This is a genomic window from Geomonas sp. Red32 (genome assembly GCF_023652955.1).
Taxonomy (GTDB): domain Bacteria; phylum Desulfobacterota; class Desulfuromonadia; order Geobacterales; family Geobacteraceae; genus Geomonas.
This window is the reverse complement of the sequence record NZ_JAKLOY010000006.1, coordinates 1-19,337: the sequence shown is the minus strand read 5'-3', so window position 1 is coordinate 19,337 and position 19,337 is coordinate 1. Positions and strand designations below refer to the sequence as shown.

The 19,337-nt window shown below is 61.4% G+C and carries 19 protein-coding genes; 7 read left to right on the top strand and 12 right to left on the bottom strand.

Annotation, left to right across the window (positions count from 1 at the left end):
- Positions 1-14: 14 nt before the first annotated feature.
- On the top strand, positions 15-728 hold the full coding sequence (locus L4X63_RS15720; protein ID WP_250679603.1) for a caspase family protein: 714 nt from the start codon (positions 15-17) through the stop codon (positions 726-728).
- 394 nt (positions 729-1,122) lie between these two features.
- On the opposite strand, the gene L4X63_RS15715 is transcribed toward L4X63_RS15720, so the two are convergent.
- Positions 1,123-1,287, bottom strand: coding sequence for a hypothetical protein (locus tag L4X63_RS15715; RefSeq protein WP_250679602.1), 165 nt, complete (start codon positions 1,285-1,287; stop codon positions 1,123-1,125).
- 297 nt (positions 1,288-1,584) lie between these two features.
- Between L4X63_RS15715 and L4X63_RS15710 the strand changes: the two genes are divergently transcribed.
- Positions 1,585-2,022, top strand: a complete 438-nt coding sequence (locus L4X63_RS15710) for a DUF2442 domain-containing protein (RefSeq protein WP_250679601.1) — start codon at positions 1,585-1,587, stop codon at positions 2,020-2,022.
- Between the two features lie 140 nt (positions 2,023-2,162).
- Here the strand turns inward: L4X63_RS15710 and L4X63_RS15705 are convergent, their stop codons facing one another.
- Entirely contained in the window at positions 2,163-2,348 is a 186-nt protein-coding gene (locus L4X63_RS15705; protein WP_250679600.1) for a hypothetical protein, read from the bottom strand.
- Between the two features lie 38 nt (positions 2,349-2,386).
- Between L4X63_RS15705 and L4X63_RS15700 the strand changes: the two genes are divergently transcribed.
- The 3 genes from L4X63_RS15700 to L4X63_RS15690 all read left to right on the top strand — a co-directional run bounded on the left by L4X63_RS15700 (position 2,387) and on the right by L4X63_RS15690 (position 4,021).
- Positions 2,387-2,710: a toxin-antitoxin system TumE family protein gene (locus L4X63_RS15700; protein WP_250679599.1), complete on the top strand. Its 324-nt coding sequence runs from the start codon at positions 2,387-2,389 to the stop codon at positions 2,708-2,710.
- Positions 2,691-3,065, top strand: a complete 375-nt coding sequence (locus L4X63_RS15695) for an HVO_A0114 family putative DNA-binding protein (RefSeq protein ID WP_250679598.1) — start codon at positions 2,691-2,693, stop codon at positions 3,063-3,065. Before L4X63_RS15700 ends, L4X63_RS15695 begins: the two co-directional genes overlap by 20 nt.
- 119 nt (positions 3,066-3,184) lie before the next feature.
- Positions 3,185-4,021, top strand: a complete 837-nt coding sequence (locus L4X63_RS15690) for a hypothetical protein (protein ID WP_250679597.1) — start codon at positions 3,185-3,187, stop codon at positions 4,019-4,021.
- Here L4X63_RS15690 and L4X63_RS15685 read toward each other — a convergent pair.
- The 5 genes from L4X63_RS15685 to speD are packed head-to-tail and all read right to left on the bottom strand — an operon-like array spanning position 3,976 to position 8,350.
- On the bottom strand, positions 3,976-4,848 hold the full coding sequence (locus L4X63_RS15685; RefSeq protein ID WP_250679596.1) for a DUF350 domain-containing protein: 873 nt from the start codon (positions 4,846-4,848) through the stop codon (positions 3,976-3,978). The genes L4X63_RS15690 and L4X63_RS15685 overlap by 46 nt on opposite strands.
- The gene (locus L4X63_RS15680) at positions 4,845-5,924 is read right to left on the bottom strand and encodes a lipid II:glycine glycyltransferase FemX (RefSeq protein WP_250679595.1); all 1,080 of its coding nucleotides are present in this window, start codon (positions 5,922-5,924) and stop codon (positions 4,845-4,847) included. Before L4X63_RS15680 ends, L4X63_RS15685 begins: the two co-directional genes overlap by 4 nt.
- Positions 5,921-7,336 (bottom strand): spermine/spermidine synthase domain-containing protein, encoded by a 1,416-nt coding sequence (locus L4X63_RS15675; protein ID WP_250679594.1) that lies wholly within the window; start codon positions 7,334-7,336, stop codon positions 5,921-5,923. The genes L4X63_RS15680 and L4X63_RS15675 overlap by 4 nt, the downstream gene beginning before the upstream one ends.
- Complete coding sequence (locus L4X63_RS15670) at positions 7,333-7,980, bottom strand: DUF4178 domain-containing protein (protein WP_250679593.1); 648 nt, start codon at positions 7,978-7,980, stop codon at positions 7,333-7,335. Before L4X63_RS15670 ends, L4X63_RS15675 begins: the two co-directional genes overlap by 4 nt.
- A complete protein-coding gene (gene speD / locus L4X63_RS15665; protein ID WP_250679592.1) occupies positions 7,970-8,350 on the bottom strand; it encodes an adenosylmethionine decarboxylase in 381 nt (126 codons plus the stop codon). The genes L4X63_RS15670 and speD overlap by 11 nt, the downstream gene beginning before the upstream one ends.
- A 317-nt stretch (positions 8,351-8,667) precedes the next feature.
- Here speD and nhaA point away from each other — a divergent pair, with 317 nt between their 5' ends.
- Complete coding sequence (gene nhaA, locus L4X63_RS15660; RefSeq protein WP_250679591.1) at positions 8,668-9,864, top strand: Na+/H+ antiporter NhaA; 1,197 nt, start codon at positions 8,668-8,670, stop codon at positions 9,862-9,864.
- Between the two features lie 735 nt (positions 9,865-10,599).
- On the opposite strand, the gene L4X63_RS15655 is transcribed toward nhaA, so the two are convergent.
- The 3 genes from L4X63_RS15655 to L4X63_RS15645 form a co-directional block, all read right to left on the bottom strand.
- Positions 10,600-12,222, bottom strand: coding sequence for an NADP-dependent glyceraldehyde-3-phosphate dehydrogenase (locus L4X63_RS15655; protein ID WP_250679590.1), 1,623 nt, complete (start codon positions 12,220-12,222; stop codon positions 10,600-10,602).
- A 165-nt stretch (positions 12,223-12,387) separates the two neighbouring features.
- The gene (locus L4X63_RS15650; protein WP_250679589.1) at positions 12,388-14,337 is read right to left on the bottom strand and encodes a molybdopterin biosynthesis protein; all 1,950 of its coding nucleotides are present in this window, start codon (positions 14,335-14,337) and stop codon (positions 12,388-12,390) included.
- Between the two features lie 27 nt (positions 14,338-14,364).
- Positions 14,365-15,594, bottom strand: coding sequence for a molybdopterin molybdotransferase MoeA (locus L4X63_RS15645; protein WP_250679588.1), 1,230 nt, complete (start codon positions 15,592-15,594; stop codon positions 14,365-14,367).
- Positions 15,595-15,811: 217 nt separating this feature from the next.
- Between L4X63_RS15645 and L4X63_RS15640 the strand changes: the two genes are divergently transcribed.
- A complete protein-coding gene (locus tag L4X63_RS15640; protein WP_250679587.1) occupies positions 15,812-16,522 on the top strand; it encodes a response regulator transcription factor in 711 nt (236 codons plus the stop codon).
- A gap of 380 nt (positions 16,523-16,902) precedes the next feature.
- Here L4X63_RS15640 and L4X63_RS15635 read toward each other — a convergent pair whose 3' ends face one another.
- On the bottom strand, positions 16,903-18,303 hold the full coding sequence (locus L4X63_RS15635; protein WP_250679586.1) for an ATP-binding protein: 1,401 nt from the start codon (positions 18,301-18,303) through the stop codon (positions 16,903-16,905).
- A gap of 13 nt (positions 18,304-18,316) precedes the next feature.
- On the bottom strand, positions 18,317-19,030 hold the full coding sequence (locus L4X63_RS15630; protein WP_250679585.1) for a response regulator: 714 nt from the start codon (positions 19,028-19,030) through the stop codon (positions 18,317-18,319).
- Positions 19,031-19,337 lie beyond the last annotated feature (307 nt).

The following is a 19,337-nucleotide window of genomic DNA, read 5'->3' as shown; positions in this document are numbered from 1 at the left end:
GGTGGGAGGTAATAGTGAAGAGAAAAGCAATATTGATTGGCAACACGAGTGGGTTACCCGGCGTAAAAGTAGATTTACGTAGATTTAGTGGGTTTCTGGCAAGTAACACTGGCGGTGCTTGGTATACACATGAGATTGAAGTCCATACCGACGTCGCCCGCGTCAATCTTGTGACAAGATTAACACAATTAAAGAATAAGGGATTGGACTACGCTGTCGTTCTGTTCAGCGGACATGGTGGACAGTTCAGAAAAGAGACGGTGCTGGAGTTAAATAAGAGTGGTGAAACAATTGAGGAGAGCGTTCTAAGAGGACTCGCACCCCGCCAACTCACCATTTTCGATTGCTGCCGCTGCTACCTGGAACCCATCCAGAAAGCTGAATCCGTAGAAAGGATGCAAGCCGCTTTCATGGAGTCCGCGTCATCAGTAAGATTCCGGTACGAAAGCAGGATCATGCAAGCCGTACCTCAGCAAGCTCAATTGTATTCCTGTTCTGTCGGACAGGTTTCCTACGATACACCTGATGGAGGGATTTACCTTACTAATCTTTTAAAAGCTGCAAGCAAGTTTGACAACAAATTCAAACTTGTTGGAGCAGCACACGAGGAAGCGCAGGGTCCTACTTTCTACCATAGCTTGACCAAGAACGATGGTCGGCAGACGCCAGAATGCGTACTGCCAAAATGCTTAAGTCAACAACAGCTTATCCTTTCTATAAAAGGGTAAAGCAGTGCGGGAGGCGCAACAATGGCTCGAACATCACGATGCCCTAAATGTGACGGTACTTCATTTGAAATGGCAGAAGCTAAAATTACAGGCGCGGCCTACAGGCATTACTTTATCCAATGCTCCACATGTGGTTCAGTAGTCGGCGTGACTGAGTTTTTCAATATCAGCAACCTCATCCATCAACTCGCCAAAAAACTCAGGATCACCCTTTAGGCAAGCCACCCGTCCTCATCCACAGCGGGAGGTTCCCCTCTCCCGCTCCCCCAGCTCGTCGCTGCGATAAAGGCAAATATGAATATAACAGACGATATCCATCTATTTCGAGAGGTGGCACGACACCTATGGAACACATACTTAATGCGTCAAGCAGACTTCGATACTGTTGACACCTTCAATTCAATTTGCCACCAACTTTTTGAAGAGCAAATAACATCTCGCTTGGAACTATCAGTACCACCAATCCCGATGGATAGCCACGACGCTCCACTTGCTGGATATCGCATCTTTGCGTCGCACCAAGGAAAAATTCCACTTTACATAAATCGAGACAATCCATCTTCAGGGTACTGGGACTACCCGATTGACTGGATTGATCCAGAAGAAGGACCAGACATCAGACCCATATCGTTCTTTGATTATGATCTATTAGGTTGGCGCAATCTCGAGTTTTACCGAGTGAGGATTGTCAATTGCCCATCACACCCTGAAATCAACGGGCATGACGCTCTCATAAAATGCGACTATGTTGAATTGGAAGTAATCCACAATAGAGACTCAACACCTAGTCTCTCGCCCCTGTGACCGCAGAGCCCGAAGAATTACTACTGCTGGTCGAGTACCGGAGGCTAAACCGATGAGCAAGGCCCCTTTGATCCAATCAGTGCAGGTAGCCGATAACCAGCGTCTGGTCATCGGCTGGAACACTGGCGAAACGCTCGACTGTGATTTAGCCGATGTGATCAGCCGACACACTGCTCTGGCTCCGCTTGCCGCGGCTGGCGTGTTCTCTCAGGTTACAGTCGAAGAGTGGGGGCACGGCCTGGATTGGCCGGAAGGGCTCGACATGGGGGCTGAACGACTTTATCAACTCTGTCGAGAGCAAGCCGGCTTACTTTCTCCGGCTGGATTCGATGAATGGATGAAGAAGAACCGGCTCTCTCTGACTACAGCAGCGGATGCACTGGGAATGACTCGCAGAATGATAGCCCATTACCGCTCAGGCTCGAAGCCGATCCCTAAAACGGTTCAACTCGCCTGCATTGGTTGGGATGCCCTCAACAACGCCGCCTGATTGCCAGCTACGCGACAACCGGTAGTGGATGGATAGGTTAGATAAACATTGCTGGATCTAAGGGTTACGAAATACACCGTAGCCCTTTTCTTTAGCCGGTCTTTCCCCCCTCCTCTCGGCTTCGCAACTCGCGCCAGATTTCAGGCGAAAACTGCCGGGCCGACTTTTTTCGCGATGCGTCTTCCAGTTATCGGGAAATTTTTCGCGATAACTTCCAACAGCGAAAGTTTAGCGGCCGGTCCGGCGAGTTTCCGGATTTTTTTCCGGCGAAAACTCCCGCCCCAACTTTTTTTCGCCTCGAGGGTAGCAAAGAGCTTTCCTTTCACTCCCCCGCTAACGCCACGGTTGTCGGGAGACGGCAGCTATGGTAAAAGAAACCATGGCTGAGAAAAGGATCATCGACCAATCAATGATGATCTCCCGCAAGCGAGGGGACGGCACTCTCAGATACGAGGTATGGGAGGAGAACGGCGCCGTAACCCGTTACAACCTCGCGTACATGAACCATCTCATTTTCAGTGGCGATAATGGCCGGGTTGTCGGGTATGACAACAGACATGGACATCATCGCCATTTCAAAGGAGTCGTGGAACCGGTGGAGACGACGAGCTTCGAGGAGATCGAGGAGCGATTCAGGCAGGATTGGACCAAGGTCCTGGAGGAATACAATGCGCAACGTAACCGTTAAGACCGGAAGCACCGGAGAATATTTCGATCGTGTACGAGAGATCGCCAGGCAGATCGACCGCGGTGAGGTTCCCGAGCCCGAGTTTACCCTTACCTTTGAAGACCCGGCGGATATGTTTGCGGTCATGACACCGGCACGGTTGGAAGTATTCCGTGCGGCCAAGGCCGACCCGGCATCGATTACCGCAATTGCCCAACGGCTGCATCGTGACCGGAGTACCGTCAAAAAGGATGTCGATGTCCTCGTCGCAGCCGGTCTGCTCGACGTCGAAGAAGTTCCTCTCCCCGGACACGGACGGCAAAAATTCGTCAAAGCGGCGGCGGACGTCATCTTCCTGCAGGCTGTGGTCGCGTGAGCGCTGTTCGCCCGCTGAGCCGTAGGTTGGGGGCGGCAGCCTGAGACCGCTGACGGATCACCGGCTTTCCATGCAGCCGGTCGAGAAAACAGATGAGACGAGCAAGGAGAGGAGACTAGATGAGATACCGTGGCTTCGCGGCGAGGACCGCTTCGATTTTGGCGCTGGTGTTGCTCGTGGTGTGGGGCACCGCACGCGGTGAGGAACGGGGGAAAGGAGCGGACAACGAACACGCCGCCGGGATCGTCGCCTCCATGATCAAGGCCTACGGAGGTACCGATGCGATCAGGAAGGTCGTCTCGGTGACCGCCAAGGGAAGGATCACCGATTTCGTGACCGGCAAGAGCGGAGAGTACGCCCGCTACTTCGAGCACCCGGGGAAGCTGCGGATCGAGGTCATGCCGGAACAGAAGGGTGAGGTGAGGATTCTCAACAAGGGGCGCGGCTGGCAAGCCACCGGGAAAGGGTTCGTCCCGGTAACCGACCTGGAACTGCAGTCCATGCTGTACCAGTACAGCTATTTGAATCTCCCCATGGCGCTCATCAACGGAAGCTACCACGCAAGGTACGGCGGCAAACAGCTTTACCAGGGGAAGGAAACCCAGCTCCTGCTGGTCGAGCCGAAAGATGCTCCCACCATGGGAGTCCTCGTCGACGCGAAAACCAGCCTCATCGTTCGTATCGATGCCATTTTCGGGGTGGGCATGGGAGGAACCGGCAAACTCTCCACCGAATACGGCGACTATCGCCCGGTCGCCGGAGTGCAGTTCCCCTTCAGGCTGACCACCTCAGCCGGTGGTCTCCGGCTGGCGGGGATCGTTCTCGACGACATCGCCATCAACCGCAAGATTCCACCCGAGCTGTTCATGCCGCCGGCGGTGCCGCCAAGCGAGAAGCCCGGGGCGCGGAATCACCCCACAAAGGCGAACCCGATGAGAAAGGAAGCGGCGATGTAGCAGAAGGCCTCGATTAACCCGGCGCCGGCGTTGGGTACCGCCTGCCCGGCGATCTCCCCCGACAAGGTCACCCCCGGGACCAGGATCAGGTCGGCAAGCCACCTCACGAGACCCATCAGCAGCAGGGAGACCGCCAGCGTCAAGGCGTACTGCGGCAGCATCTCCTGCCACCGGGTAAACTCCCCCTCCAGCGAAATGCGCAGGATGTTTCCGACCCCGACCAGGAATCCGGCCAGGGCGATCCCGGCCGCCACGTTGTTCCGGTTGCGGATCTCTCCGTTGACGTCGAAACGGGCCACCACCGGGTACACCAGCGCCGCCCCCCACAGTACCACCATCCCCGCCATCCAGCAGACCACCCCCGCCGCCCAGCTACCGGAATCTCCCGCCAGGGCCGAGCTCAGCAAGAGGCCGTTGGCGACGTGCGTTCCCCCTTCGACGAATCCCGCTCCGAGGTTGCGGTGATCGCAGATCTCGCGAAAGCAGTCGCACCGTTTGAGGATCAGCCGGTCGCCGGCGAAGGCCCCGAGCAGCATGAAGACGATGACGGCGGCGGCGTGATAGAAGAAGTCCTCCAGCGCGTCCAGCCCGGTCAGGGCGCTCGCGGTGGCGGCGCCGGAAAGGGCCAGCAGCACGCCGAGGAAAAAGCCGGACAGGGCCACCGCGGCGGCGACGTTGTCACGGACGAAGAGCTCCTCGTTCAGGTGGATGCGGCGGAACAGCAGCTGATAGAGGCGCTGGGCAAGCCAGAAGAATAGGAGCCCGGATACCACCTGGATCAGGACCAGCCCGTACCTGCCGATGGGGGTGCCGAAGAATTCAGTCATGCCAGTTCTCCTGAAAGGTCGCGAAGGAGATTCACCATGGTGTCGGCGAGAATGCCGTAATAGTAGCGATCATGGGCGCCGTGATAGGCCACCGGACGGCCGCCGAACTGCCTCTTGAAGCGGGAGAAGGGAAAGTACGAGTGGCGCGGATCGCCGGAATAGCCGTAGAAATCGTAGAGTCTGCAGCCGCGCGCCTTGGCATTCAGCATCGCCTCCCAGTGCAGCAGGTAGGGAGCCATCGCCTCCCGCTTTTCGAAGGAGCGTCCGCCGTACAGGTAGGTCGCCCTCCCCCCCCAGTAGACCACCAGGATGGCGGCCAGCGTCTCGCCATCGAGGGTGGCGAAGACGAGCTCGGCCCGCCCGGCGGCGAAGAGGGTCTGGCAGAGGTTGATGAAGTGGGCGTACGGCTCGCCGAAGAACCGCTTGCGGCGCGCGGTCTCCTCGAAGATCCGGTAAAAGAGCGGGATGTCCCGGTCTTCGGTGGAGAAGCGGACCTGTACGCCGTGGCGGCGCGCCACCCGCACATTGTAGCGCCCCTTGGGCTTCATCCCCGCAGAGAGTGCCGCCTCGTCCCGGTCGAGGTCGACCACCCAGCTTTCGGAAGGGAGGATGTCGGCAGGCGACCGGACAAAGCCCAGTTCGTCCAGCAGCCGGGGAAGCGGCATCCGGTGCCGCGCGGTGACCGGAACCGCCGGTTCGATCCGCAGCGATGCCACCCCGAGTTGCCCCGCCAGATCCCCGCAGAAACGGGTCAAAAGCCGCAAGCCGGCGGCATACTCCCCGGGGGGAAGAAGTGGCCCGCCCGGAGCGGCCAATAGCGATGGGCCCCGGCCGCCAGGGTAGCAGTATAAGACGATGCCTCCGACCGGCTCGCCCTCCTTGCGCACCCCTGCGAAGAAGACGCGGTACCCTTCCCGCTCCTTGAAGCGCGCCCAGGAGGCGGACTGCATGAAGCAGGAGTCGGGTATCGCCTCGGCAAGCTCATCCCAGCCGTCGATCTCCCCGGGAGAAAGAAGGGACACGGAGTAGCACCCTTCGGCCAGCGGGGTAGGAGATACCTTCGTCCCGTCCATCATTTGGACCTGTTGTAGAGATTGATCAGCCACGCGATCCCGCCTCCGGAAGCCATGGTCCCCCAGAAGGTCAGGTCGTCGCCGTCCGATGAGCCTCCCCCGCCTCCCCCTTTGGCAAAGACGGCGTCGGGATGGGAAAGGTTCAAGGTGAGCAGGGTGGCGACGACCAGCCAGAGGATGTTCTGCAGCCGGGGCGGAAGCTCCTTCGGGAGGGTTCCGCACTGCAGGGAGGCCGCCAGTACACGCAGGTCGTCTACGATGCCGGCGGGGAGCGACTTGGCCCTCTTCAGCATCTGCCGCACCAGCTCGGCCAGATCGACCCCTCTGACGGCGTCGGGGAGGGAGGCCACCCAGGAGTTGGTCATCTCGGTGGTGTGGTAGGGGTGGCGGACCGGGAAGAGGTTCGGCGCCGCCTCGCCCCCGCCCTCCCCTTTGGAGAGCTCCAGCCAGGTCCGGGCGAGGTGCGCAAGCGACCCCAGGGAATGTTCGGGACGAAGGGAATTCCACCGGTCGGGGGCGGTGTAGAACTCGACCGTGTCGCGGGGAGGAGCCGAGAAACAGCCGCGCAAGGCGTCGTCGCGCTCGGAGTTCCAGAGGTAGTGGCAAAGGCTGGGGACGCTGCGGGTATGACAGGTCACGCTGTAACGGACCTCGGCATGGCTTCGGGGGAAACAGCAGGCGGCCAGGAAGTCATGGGTGCGGAAGCTGACGGTGGGAACGGCCGGGACGATCCCCTTCGCCTCCAGCGCGGTAAGCGGTTCGGGCGAGGCAAGGAAGAAGCCCCAGCGCCCGTATCCCGCCAGGGTGAAGGAGGGGATGTCCCGGTGCAGGGGAAAGGAACCGAGCCCCGCCGCCAGGATGGACTGGTGGATGCACCAGAACGCCTCGGGGGAGTTTTCGGGCGAGGTCGCGTTGGTGGCGACGATTCCTCCCGGCACCAGGATCCGCCGGAGCGCCTCGAACCATTCGACGCTGTAGACGGCGGCGTCTTCCTCGCAGCGGGGATGGGTGAAATCGCAAACGACCAGGTGGTAGGAGCCCTCGGCGAGCCTTTCCACGAAGGAGAGAGCGTCCTCCTCGTGGACGGAGAGTCGTGGAGAGGAGAAGGAGTCCTTGTTGAAGGGGGCGAAACGGGTGCGGCCGAGGTGAACCACCTCCGGGTTGTAATCGACCAGGTCGATTCCCCCGACCTCGGGGAAGCGGAGGACATCGCGGGCGGCCAGGCCGTCCCCGCCCCCGCAGATGAGCACCCGCAGACGCTCGGCCGGGTGACGGCGGCGGGCAAGATCGAGAGCGGGGACGACGAGGTATTCGTGGTAGACGGCTTCGTCGGAACTGTCGAACTGGAGGTCGCCGTCGAGGTAGAAGGCAATGCGGTCGGTATTCTGCTCAACAAAGAGGGACGGTTTTCTCATGGCCTGGAGATCCCCGCAAAGAACATCATCAACCCGATGATGGTCAAGGCCAGCGCACAGATCCACTCGGCGGTGCCCGGTTTGCTCTGCCCGAAGAAGCGGTCGGGGACCTCCTTCGCTCCCCCCTTCTGCAGGGTGATCACCGACTCCGGCCGGATGGTCCTGGCCTGATACACCAGCAGATTCCCGTCGTCCCAGAACTCGAGGGCGAGGTTCCGGGAGTGGGTCTGGTCCCAGTACTCCCAGGTGGAGCGGTGCTGGGTCTCGCCGTCCGAGGTAAAGGTCCCGCTCGAACTGCTTTCGAAGAGGAAGGTCGTGCCGTTGACGGCCAGGGCGGGAGGGGGAGCCGCGTGGGAGGAGAAGGTTTCCTGGAGCTTGCCGAAAACGTTCCCGCCGGTGTCGGGACGGATCAGCTTGGGGGAAGGGAGCCTTTCGCTGAGATACCAGATCGGGCCTGCCGGGTGGGCGGGGTCGTGCTCGACCATCAGGTAGTACTCACCGGCGCGCGAGGATTGCACCCGCCACTCCACGGTCCGGTAGCCGGAGGGATCCTGGAAAAGGTTCAATTCCCGGACGGCCCATTGCACACCGGAGAGGATGAAGCTGTCTCCCACCGCCAGTTGTTCGAGCTGGTCACTGTTCATGCGGGGATCCTTGACCGGGGGGAAGGAGCCCCCTCCCCCGCTCCACTTCCCGGATGGCGTACTTTTCCGCCCCGAGAGCCGAGGTAAGGTGGAGGAGGGCATCTTTGGGGTTGCCGCTTCCGCAAAAAAAGAAGTCGGCGGCGAAGTACCCCTCCTCGGGCCAGGTGTGGAGCGCTATGTGGGACTCGGCGAGGGTAGCGGTGGCGGTAACGCCGACCGGGCTGAAGCGGTGAACGCAGAGCTCGATCAGGGTGGCCCCGGCGGCCTCGACCGCCTCCAAAAGGGCGGCACGGATTGCCTCCGCGTCGTTGAGGAGATCCGCGGGGGCCAGCCAGCCGTCGACGATGAAGTGGGTCCCGAATCGTTTCATGACCGGTTTCTCTATCATCTTTTAATAAGAGTCGTCAACGGCAATTCGGAGCGTTTCCGGCCCGGCGGGGGCATTTTGCCTGCCTGCACGCTCTGCGCTGATGCCTGCCTGTCCGAAAAGCAGATCGAGACTGCACTTGCTGCCTTGGGAAAGCGCCTCGTTGTCGATGTCCTCTAATCCCTTGGTAATTGCTCATCCCTGGTGATTACCCCTGGTCACCTTGTCCCTGCCACTCTACCGAACTTGACAGTCTCTCCGTAATCACTTACGGTTCACCTTCCAAAACCAGCGCTCATAAAGCGTGGAGGTCCACACCTGTGGCTGTCAGGCACGTTAAAAAGAAGATCCGCAACCTCGTTACCCTTTTTGGCGAATTTTTCGAGAATGAGCGAGCATCGGGAATCCTCCTCCTCGTCTGTACCGCGACTTCCATTATTATTGCCAATTCACCTTTGGGTTCGGATTACCACGACTTTTGGCATATGCCGTTGCTGAATCACGACCTTTCGCACTGGATCAATGACGGTTTGATGGCGATATTTTTCCTGCTGATCGGACTGGAAATCAAGCGGGAACTGTATGTGGGCGAACTATCCACACCGCAAAACGCCATGCTCCCGGTTGCCGCGGCAATCGGCGGCATGGTGACGCCGGCGCTGTTCCACTTTCTCCTTAACCGAGGTACGGCAACCGCCCAAGGCGCCGGTATCCCCATGGCTACCGACATCGCTTTTGCGCTGGGAGCAATATCGCTGTTGGGGAAAAGGGTCCCCACCTCGCTGAAAATCTTTCTTGCCGCACTGGCGATAATCGACGATCTGGGCGCCATTGTCGTCATCGCCGTTTTTTACGTTGCGGGTTTTTCGCCGCCGTACCTCGCCGCCGCCTTGGCAATTTTTGCACTACTCCTGGTATTGAAGCGCTGCAAGGTACATTGGCTCTCCATTTATCTCGCCCTCGGTACGGTCATGTGGTACTTCATGCTGAAGTCCGGGGTCCACGCCACCATTGCCGGGGTCCTACTGGCCTTTGCCATCCCCTTCCGGGATGGTGATTCCTGCTCCCCCTCCTACCGGCTCCAGCACTTTTTACATAAACCGGTTGCCTTCATCATCATGCCGCTGTTCGCACTGTCCAATACCGGCATCACCCTGACCGGAAATTGGGCGCAGGGGCTGGTAACGGCGAACAGTCTCGGCATTTTCGCCGGCTTGATGGCGGGCAAACCCCTCGGAATCGGTCTTTTCAGCTACCTCACCGTCAAATCGGGGCTGGCGAAACTGCCAACCGGCGTCGGATGGAAACATATCTTCAGCGTGGCGTTCCTGGGCGGCATAGGGTTCACCATGTCGATCTTCATAACCCTGCTCGCTTTCGGCACGCCGGAAGTGATCGAGGCGTCCAAGCTCAGTATTTTGCTCTCGTCACTGGTGGCGGGGACAACCGGATATTTTCTTTTGAACCGCGTTACCAGGCCTGGCCGGAGCGTGAAGCCAGACCATAGCGGGGCTTAGCGAACTCCCGGCCATAACTTCGCCGCTCCTAAATTCTCCCGTCGCTACCTTAAAGCCCCTACCTTACGCGCACCCCATCAACCTCCCAGAGTACCAGCCACAGATCTACAGAGAATACCTCCCCTCTCCGGGGTGGGGCGATAGTACCTGTCGGGTGGCGTTTATCAATGCATGCCCCGGTGATTCCTGCGCGATGTTCATGACCGTTGACTGAGTGTCGACTCACGCATTGGTTAGAGGAAAAGGAGTAATATAAGAAAGGCTGGTGTAGAGCTGCCAGCCAATCGACTCAGGAGACCTGCGCCTCTGAGACAGAGAAGGGGTTTGGATATGAGAAAGCAAATAGAAAAAGACAGGGAAGGTTTCGGCAGAATGACCGGGACCGATATGACACCGGGACGGGCGCCCGCGGAGGGGCCCGACATGGACATCATGTCACCGACTCATGAGCGGTGGGAACAGGGGACCCCATTTCGCGGACCCGCGGAGGGAGATGACTTCACGGTAACCGAGAAAAAGGAGAAAACGCAGAGGTAATCTCACAAAAATTGAACGCGTATGACGCGGCCGGCGCGGATTCGCGCGGATAAACTTTAAAGGGGTTACCCCCAGATTCAAAGGTATTCCCCCTAGATTCAATGGGGTTCCCCCCGGATCTTGTAGTACTTGACTTGGAAGTATCCGCGTTGATCCGCTAAATCCGCGTCATCCGCGTTCTAATGTCCTTTTCCCTGTTTAGAGGATGAAGTCGGTGGTCAGGAAGTGGGATTTGCGCTCACGGACTATGTCGTTGATGATGTCCCGGTTGAGCTCGGTTTCGCGCGCGGCGACCACGATCCGGATGGAGAAGACACGCAGGGCGTCGGCGACGGACTGGGTCCCCTCGGCGGAGTTCTTCCGGCCGTTAAAGGGGAAACTGTCGGGGCTGCGCTGACATTGGCTGTTGATGTTGATGCGGCAAACCTGGTTCACCAGCGCATCGACCAGCCGGGCTATGAGGTTACGGTCCTGGCCGAAGATGCTGGCCTGCTGACCGTAGGGGGATGAGACGACGTAGTCGATCACCTCGCTGAGATCGTCGTACGGCACCACCGGCACCACCGGTCCGAACTGCTCCTCGTGGTAGACCCTCATCGCAGAGGTCACCGGGAAGAGGAGCGCGGGGTAGACGAGCGAACCGGCGGCGGCTCCTCCACCCGGGTTGGCGACCCGCGCCCCCTTGGCCTGGGCATCGTCGATCAGCCCCTTGAGATAGGCGGGCTTTTCCGGCTCCGGCAACGGGGTCACCGTCACCCCCTCCTCCCACGGCATCCCGCAGGCGAGCTTGGCGATTCCTTCGGACATGCCGGCCACCAGCTTGTCCGCCAGCGAGCGGGGCGCGAAGATCGTCTTGAGCGCCGTGCAGCGCTGCCCGTTGAAGGTCAGGCTTCCCCTTATGCATTCATCAACCGTCAGTTCCAGGTCGGCATCGGGCAGGATGATGGCAGGATTCTTGGCGTCCAGCCCCAGCACGCAACGGAGCCTGTGGGGGCGCGGGTGAATGGCACGCAGGGCATCGGCCACCTTGTGGGTGCCGATAAAGCCGAGCACATCGACCTTCCCCGAGGCCATCAGCGGCGGGACCACGGTATCCCCGTCCCCATAGACCGTGTTCACCACTCCCGGGGGGAAGCACTCCTTGAAGGCCTTCAATAGCGGCTGGAATACCAGGATCCCGAAGCGGGGCGGTTTAAGCAGGATGGTGTTCCCCATCACCAGCGCCGGGATCATGGTGGTGAAGGTCTCATAGAGGGGGAAGTTGTAGGGGCCCATGCAGAGGACCACGCCAAGGGGGGCACGCCGGATCTGGCCGATGATCCCCTGCTGGATGACGAACCGGGACGACTGCCGATCGAGGTCCTTCAGGGCCTCCAGCGTGTCGCGGACGTACGCCAGCGCGCGGTCGAATTCGGCCGTCGCCTCCTTCACCGACTTGCCGATCTCCCACATCAAGAGCCTGACCACCTCGTCCTTGGCCTTGGCCACCTCCCCGTAAAAACATTGCACGGCTTGAATCCGCTCCCCCACCGTCATGGTCGGCCATTTGCCGCGCCCGTTGTTATAGGCGCGGACGGCGGCGGAGAGCGCTTCGAGGGCGGCCGCCTGGTCGAGCAAGGGAGCCTCACCCACGAGGTGCGGCGTCGCCTCCCCCTCCCCTTCCCGCACCTGCACGGGGGAATTGATCGGCTGCATGGGGCCCGGCCAATGGCGGAGCTCGCCGTCGATCAGAAAGTAATCCTGGCGAAGGGGAGCTTCAAAGCGGTACGGGGCGGGGATCTCTTCTACGGTGGGAAACAGGGTCTTCAATTCGTTGGTCATCACAACTCTCGCAATGCAGTGGGATATCCCGCGGCAGGTACCCTCTCCTTCAAGGAGAGGGACAAGGTGAGGATGGGGGGGCGTTGCCCTCCCACCGCGAGATGGGATTTTTGGGAAGGGGGAATAGTAGCACCGATGGCCGCATGAAACAAGAGATGGCCGGGGTCACCGCAGTTCGGCCACGATTTCCCCCATCTGCGCGGTGTCGTAACCGTCGAGGGCTCCGATAGCATCGCGCAAGCTCTGATCATGCAGGAGATCGAGCAGGGGCCGGAGGAGATCGCTCTCGTAGTGCTTGAGCGGGATGACCAGGTCGTAACGCTCTTTCTCCAGGGGAACGAAATCGAGCCCCAAGGCACGCGCGGCCGCCGCGATACCCAATCCGCAGTCGGCGATCCCGGACTGGACGGCAACGGCCACCGCCATGTGGGTGAATTCCTCCCGCCGGTATCCCTTGATCCGGCCGGTCTCGATGCCGAGTTTTTCCAGGCGGTAGTCGAGGAGGACGCGGGTCCCCGCCCCCCGCTGCCTGTTGACCATCCGGATGTCGTCGCGGGTGAGATCGGAGAGACAGGAGATCCCCTTGGGATTGCCGGGGGCCACCATCAGCCCCTGCTCGCGGTGCATGAAGGTTACCAGCACCACCGGGAGGGCTCCCAGGTGCTGCTTCACGTAGGCGGCGTTGTACTCCCCGGTGGCGGGATCGAGCAGGTGGGAGCCGGCCAGGTGCGCATCGCCGCGGCGCAGCGCCAGCAATCCCCCGAGGCTCCCGGCGTTGGCGCTGGTGAAGCGGCGTCCCCGGTCGGCGAGGAACTGGGCCAAGAGATCGAGGCAGAGGTCGTGGCTTCCGATATGGACGAGGGTCCGTTCCAGGTCGGAGGGATCGCGGAACAGCTCCACGTCGACGGTGTCGCCGGCATCGACCCCTTCGGAAAAGCGCGGGATGCGGACGATGCCGTCCGCGCGGACCAGCGAGGTGATGGCGGCCGCGCCGCGGGAAAGGGGAGCGGCGACCATCCGCTCGCCTACCCGCCCGACCGTCACGCGAACCGTCTCGTCCTCGCCGATGGGAGAGAGGAGCTTCCGGGTGATGACCGCTTCGACCTTGGGCTTGCGGGCCGGGGTTTGCCCGAGGAGACGGGCGAGGAGCGGCTCGATGAAGGTGTCAGCGGTAAGCGCGCAGGAGACCGGGTAGCCGGGGGTACCGACCACGGGGGTGCCTCCCTCGAGCATTCCGAGAATGACCGGATGCCCCGGACGGACGGCGACCCCATGCACCAACAGGGTACCGAGTCTCTCGACCACGCTGGAGGTGAAATCCTCGCTCCCCGCCGAGGAACCGGCGTTGATCACCACGAGGTCGTGCCCCGCCGCCGCCTCGCGCACGGTTTCCTTGATGAGCTCGAAATCGTCGACGGTGACGGGATAGCGGGTGGCCTCCCCTCCCCACTCGCGGACCTTGGCGGAAAGCACCAGCGAGTTGTACTCGATGATGTCTCCCGGCTTGATGCCGGCCCGGGCCGCACTCTCGACCGTCACCAGCTCGGTCCCGGTCGGGATCACCGCCACCCGCGGGCGTCTGCGGACGCTGACGGTGGGATGCCCGCATCCGGCCAGCGCGCCGAGATCGACCGGCTTCAGGAGGTGGTTGGCGGGAAGCACCAGCTCGGTCGCCACCATGTCCTCGCCCATCGGCCGGATGGCGGTCCAGGGGGCGACGCTAGCCTGGATCTCTATGGATGCGCCGCCGTCCTCCTCCATCGGCTGGACATTCTCTATCATGATGACGGCATCGGCCCAGGCGGGGATTGGATCCCCGGTGTCCACGTACTGGGCCTCTTCGCCTACCGCAAGCCGCAGCGGGGCCGTCTCGGTGGCGCCGATGGTATCGGACGACCTGACCGCGTAACCGTCCATGGCGCTTGCATGGTACCCGGGAGAGGAAAGTGCCGCCCAGACCGGTTTCGCCGTCACCCGGCCGAGGGCCTGGTCGATCGGCACCTCCTCGCCATCGAGTGCCTTCCAGCAACCGGCCGCTTCCATGGCAGCGATGAAGCGTGCCCACGCCTCATCGAGCGGTATGTTCTCAAGATAGAAATTTTTCCTCTTGCTCATCGCATACTCCAACCGGCATCAGTGCCGTCAGTATAATTCCACCTCGACCTGGTCCCCCTGGTAAAGCCCGCTCGCATTGAGCGGCACCTTCACGGTTCCGTCCGCCCGGACCAGGGTATAGATCAGGTTCGACTTTCCGAAGACCGGCTCCGCCCACCGCTCGCCATCCCGTTCCACGAGCCTCGCCTGCACGAAGTCCTCGCGGCCGGGCGCGGAGGCGACGTTACGGGTGAGCTTCGCGGTCACCGTCCGGCGTAGCGTTTGCTTCATTCCCTGCAACCGCTCCACTACCGGCGTGACAAACAGGCTCGCCACGACCATGGCACTAACCGGGTTCCCGGGAAGCCCCACTACCGGTTTCCCGCCGCATACGGCGAGGATGGTCGGCTTTCCGGGCTTTACCGCAACGCCATGCACCACGACGCCAGGTTCGCCGAGCTGGCCTACCACCTTGGCGGTCAGGTCCCGGGCGGAAACCGAGGAGCCTGCGGATACCACCACCATGTCGGCTTCTTTAAGAGCAGCAGTGAGAGCATCGAGGAGCTGGCCGTAATCGTCCCCGACGATCCCGCACAGGATGGGGGTGCCGCCCGCACGGCTCACGAGGGAAGCCACCGTGTAACTGTTGATGTCGCGTATCTGGCCGGGGCCGGGGACGCTCTCCGGCGGGACGACCTCGTCGCCGGTCGAGACGATGGCCACCCGCGGCCTCGCGGCCACCTTCACCGTGGTCAACCCAAGAGCCATGAGCCCGCCGATATCCTGCGGCCTGAGCAGGTGCCCCGCCGGGAAGAGCGGGCTTCCCTCCATGACGTCCTCCCCCACCCCGACGACGTTCTCCCCCGGGGCAACCGGACGGAGGACCTCCAGGGTGGTGGCGTCGACCTTCTGGGTCCTCTCCACCATGACGACGGCGTCGGCCCCCTGCGGAATCATCCCCCCGGTATGGACGAGCACCGCCTCGGCGGCCGAGACCGCAAGCGTGCATTGACGCCCCATGGGGGCCTCGCCGGTGATGGTGAGGCAGGCGGGAAGCGTTTCGGTCGCGCCGTAGGTGGATTCGGCGAGCACGGCATAGCCGTCCATGGTGCTGCGGGGGAAGGCGGGAAGCGAGTGCGGCGCGGTCAGATCTTCAGCCAGGACGCGGCCGAGTGCTTCGGCGGTGAGGACATTCTCGGATCGGATGGTGATGGCGAGACGGTCAAGAAGGACTTTAAGAGCATCCGCGGGGGGAAGCACATTGAACATTTCCGGCATTGCTGCTCCTTACCATTAAGCCAAACCTGCCGCGTCAGTATGCTTCAACCGGCAGCCATTGTCAGCCCTTTGTTACCTCAAAAGGAAGATTTTTGCCAGTAGAAGCAGGGTGGTGGCGGCCGGCTCACCCGTATAAACGGCAAGAGAGCCCCTATTTACAAATCTTTACCCAGAGGGTGGATGCTTTGAGGTATAGTGGCGGGCGAAAGGAGAGGCGGTGAATTCCAGTACCATTCTGATAATCGATGACGATGTTGAGCTCTGCGCCCTTCTGGAGGAATACCTGGGCGCCGAGGGGCTGGTGGTCGAGTCGGTCCATGACGGGCGCGACGGGGTTCAGCAGGCCCTCTCCCAGCGGTACGACATGGTCATCCTCGACGTGATGCTGCCCGGAATGAACGGGCTGGAGGTCCTCCGCTCGATCAGGAGCGGGTCGTCGGTTCCGGTCATCATGCTGACCGCTCGCGGCGACGACGTCGACCGGATCGTCGGCCTGGAGCTGGGCGCGGACGACTACCTCCCTAAACCGTTCAACCCCCGTGAATTGATTGCCCGCCTGCGCGCCATCCAGCGGCGGGTCCCCTCATCCACCCAGCCCGACGCTCCTCACCCCGAAACCCTTGCCGTTGGCGATGTCACTCTCGACATGGGAGCGCGCACCACCCGTTGCGGAGAGCATCTCGTGGAGCTCACCTCGGTGGAGTTCGGCGTGCTGGAAACCCTCCTCCGCCAGGCGGGGAAAGTGATCAGCCGCGACGATCTGTCTCTCCAGGCGCTCGGCCGCACCCTCAACTACCAGGACCGGACCATCGACGTCCACATCAGCAACATCAGGCGTAAGCTCGGCAACTTCGCCGACGGAAGCGAAAGGATCAAGGCCGTGCGCGGCGTTGGGTACATCTACGCGCTCGCGGCGTCGGGACGATGACCGCCTTCCTTTCCCTTCCTTTCCCTTCCTTTCCCTTCCTTTCCCTTCCTTTCCCTTCCTTTCCCTTCCTTTCCCTTCCTTTCCCTTCCTTTCCCTTCCTTTCCCTTCTTTCCCTTCTTTCCCTTCTTTCCCTTCTTTCCCTTCTTTCCCTTCTTTCGCCTTCTTTCGCCTTCTTTCGCCTTCCTTCGCTTTCGACTTCCACTCCCCCTTTTCGCCCCCTCTGTTCTCCCCTTTTTCCCCCTTTCTCGCTCTCCTGCAGGACCGGGCTTGGGCTGGGTTTAGCGAGGCAGGTACGGCGGCAGGGCCGGCTTGGGCTAAAATCCCCCCTGTCCCCCCTTTTCCAAAGGGGGGAACGGCGTCGACAAAGGAGGGCTGCGTCCCTAGGATAGCGGTTTATCGGTCAGGGGGAGTTTGATGTCGACTTGCAGACCGCCGCCGGGGGCGTTGGTGGCACCGATGGTTCCGCCATGGAGGGTGACGGCTCTTTCGGAGATGGCCAGGCCGATGCCGGTGCCGCCGCTTTTCCGGTCCCGCGCATCCGCGACCCGGTGGAATGGACGGAAGATGTCGGAGAGCTGGTCCTCGGGGACGCCTGGCCCGAAGTCCCGCACGGTGACCACCGCCCGCCCAGCACTTGCGGCGATCCGCAGTTCAACCGGGCTCCCCTCCGGGGTGTAGCGGATGGCATTTCGGAATACGTTTTCGAGAGCCCTGCGCAGCAGCTCCCGGTTCCCCTCAACCGGCAGGGACGGAGCGGGTGAAACCATATCCACCCGGCGGTTGCAGCCGGATGCCTCGAAATGGGCATCGCTGGCGACTTCCTCGGCCAACAGGGTGAGATCGAAGACGCTCTTCTCCCCGGTGACCCCGCCGTCCAATTGGCTCAGGGTGAGCAGTTCGCCCACCAGGACGTTGAGCCGCTCGCTTTCCTGTTCGATACGGTCGAGGGCGGCCTCCTGACCCGGGCAGGTCTGGTTGCGCGCGATCCCCAGGGCAACGTTGAGGCGCGCCAACGGCGAACGGAGCTCGTGGGAGACATCCCTCACCAGGTTCTTATGGGCGTTGACCAGTTTCTCGATGCGGATCGCCATCAGGTTAAAATCCCGGCCGAGGTCGGTCAGTTCATCGCCGGTCTTAGAACCGGTGACGGCCACCCTCGTTCCGAGGTCGCCCAGGGCGAATCCCTGCACGGCGAACCGGAGCTTGCGGACCGGAGCGGTAATATGCCAGGAGAGCCCGAAACAGACCAGCGCGCTCACCACCAGGGTGATCGCCATCTGCAGCCAGAAATCGGGAGGGAAGGGAAAACGGCGCGGCTCCGGAGAGCCCGGCAGCGGGATGGCCCGGGTGGCCGCCAGGTAGGGGGTCCCGGAGGGAGCGGTTACCCTCTCGACAATGACATCCCGGCCGCCCGGCGCACCCGGTTCCTGCTGACCCGTCTCGGAGAAATGACGAACGGCATCCCATACCTGGGTCGGCGCTCCGTCCGATAGAGGGACGGCACTGCTGGTGAAGAGATAGACCTTCAGGGTCCCCGCCCCTTGCGGCTGCCAAACGGAGAGCGCAGCCTTCCCACCCTTTTCCTCGAGAGCGGCGCCAGCGCGTCCGGCCAATACCAGCGCCTGGGCCACGGTCCGGTTGCGTTCCTCGCGGACGTGACGCATGTGCTGTTCCCGCATCGGCGCAATCCTGAGGTTAAAGGCGAAGAAGAAAAAGACCACCCCGGAAACGATGATGGTCAGCAGGAACCAGAGAAACAATTTTACGAACAGACTTCGCACCTTCTACCTCCGTTCAGCGGCCATACCCGGGCGCGGAATGGCTGTACAGGTATCCAACCCCCCGTACCGACTTGATCCGTTCGCCCCCGTTCACAGCCGGGCCCATCTTGCGGCGCAGGCTGCTGATATGAACATCGATGCTACGATCGTAACTCCTGAAGTCCCGCCCCAATGCCTGCCGCGTCAGCTCCTCGCGGGTCACCACCGTTCCGGCCAGCCGTAACAGCACCTCGAGAACCGAGAACTCCAGTGAGGTGACTTCCAGCGGACCCCCGCCCCGCTGCACCGTCCTCGTCCCCAGATTCATCGCCACGTCGTCCACCTCGAGAAAGGACGGCTTCTCCTCGGCAACCGGCTGGAGTTCCGCCGAGCGCCGCTGGATGGCGCGCAGCCTGGCCAATAGCTCGCGCGGATTGAACGGCTTGGCGAGGTAGTCGTCGGCCCCCATCTCCAGGCCAACGATGCGGTCGACCTCGTCACCGCAGGCGGTCAGCATGAGCACCGGGACCCGCGAACTCTGCCGGATCCTGCGCAGCACCTCGAAACCGCCCAGGGTCGGGAGCATCACATCGAGCACCACGATGTCGAAACTCCCAGCCAGGGCGAGCGCGGCCCCCTCGCCACCGTCGTGGACCGCTTGAACCTCCATGCCTTCGGGAAGCAGGTAACTCGCGAGAAGCTCGCATAGTCCGGCGTCGTCATCGATGAGCAGCAATCTCTTTAGCATGGTCAGTATATCCCGCCCTTTTTCATCCGCAGTATAAACGGTAACTCCGCCGCCGTTACTGTTAAGAATTGTAAAAGAGGGTAAAAACCCTTCACCGAAACTTACCGGGCAGCCGGTCCGGGCATCCCGCCTCACAAAAATACACAGAGCTTCATCAGGACGGCCGGCGCAGGTAAAAATTGATCTTGCCCGCCATTGACGGACGCCTTGTTAAGCGAGTAAAGTTCGCGACAGAGGTGATCCGTGAAGAAAGCAGAAGCACAAAAGAAGACTCGCAACCGTTACTCTCCGCAGTTCAAGGATGAAG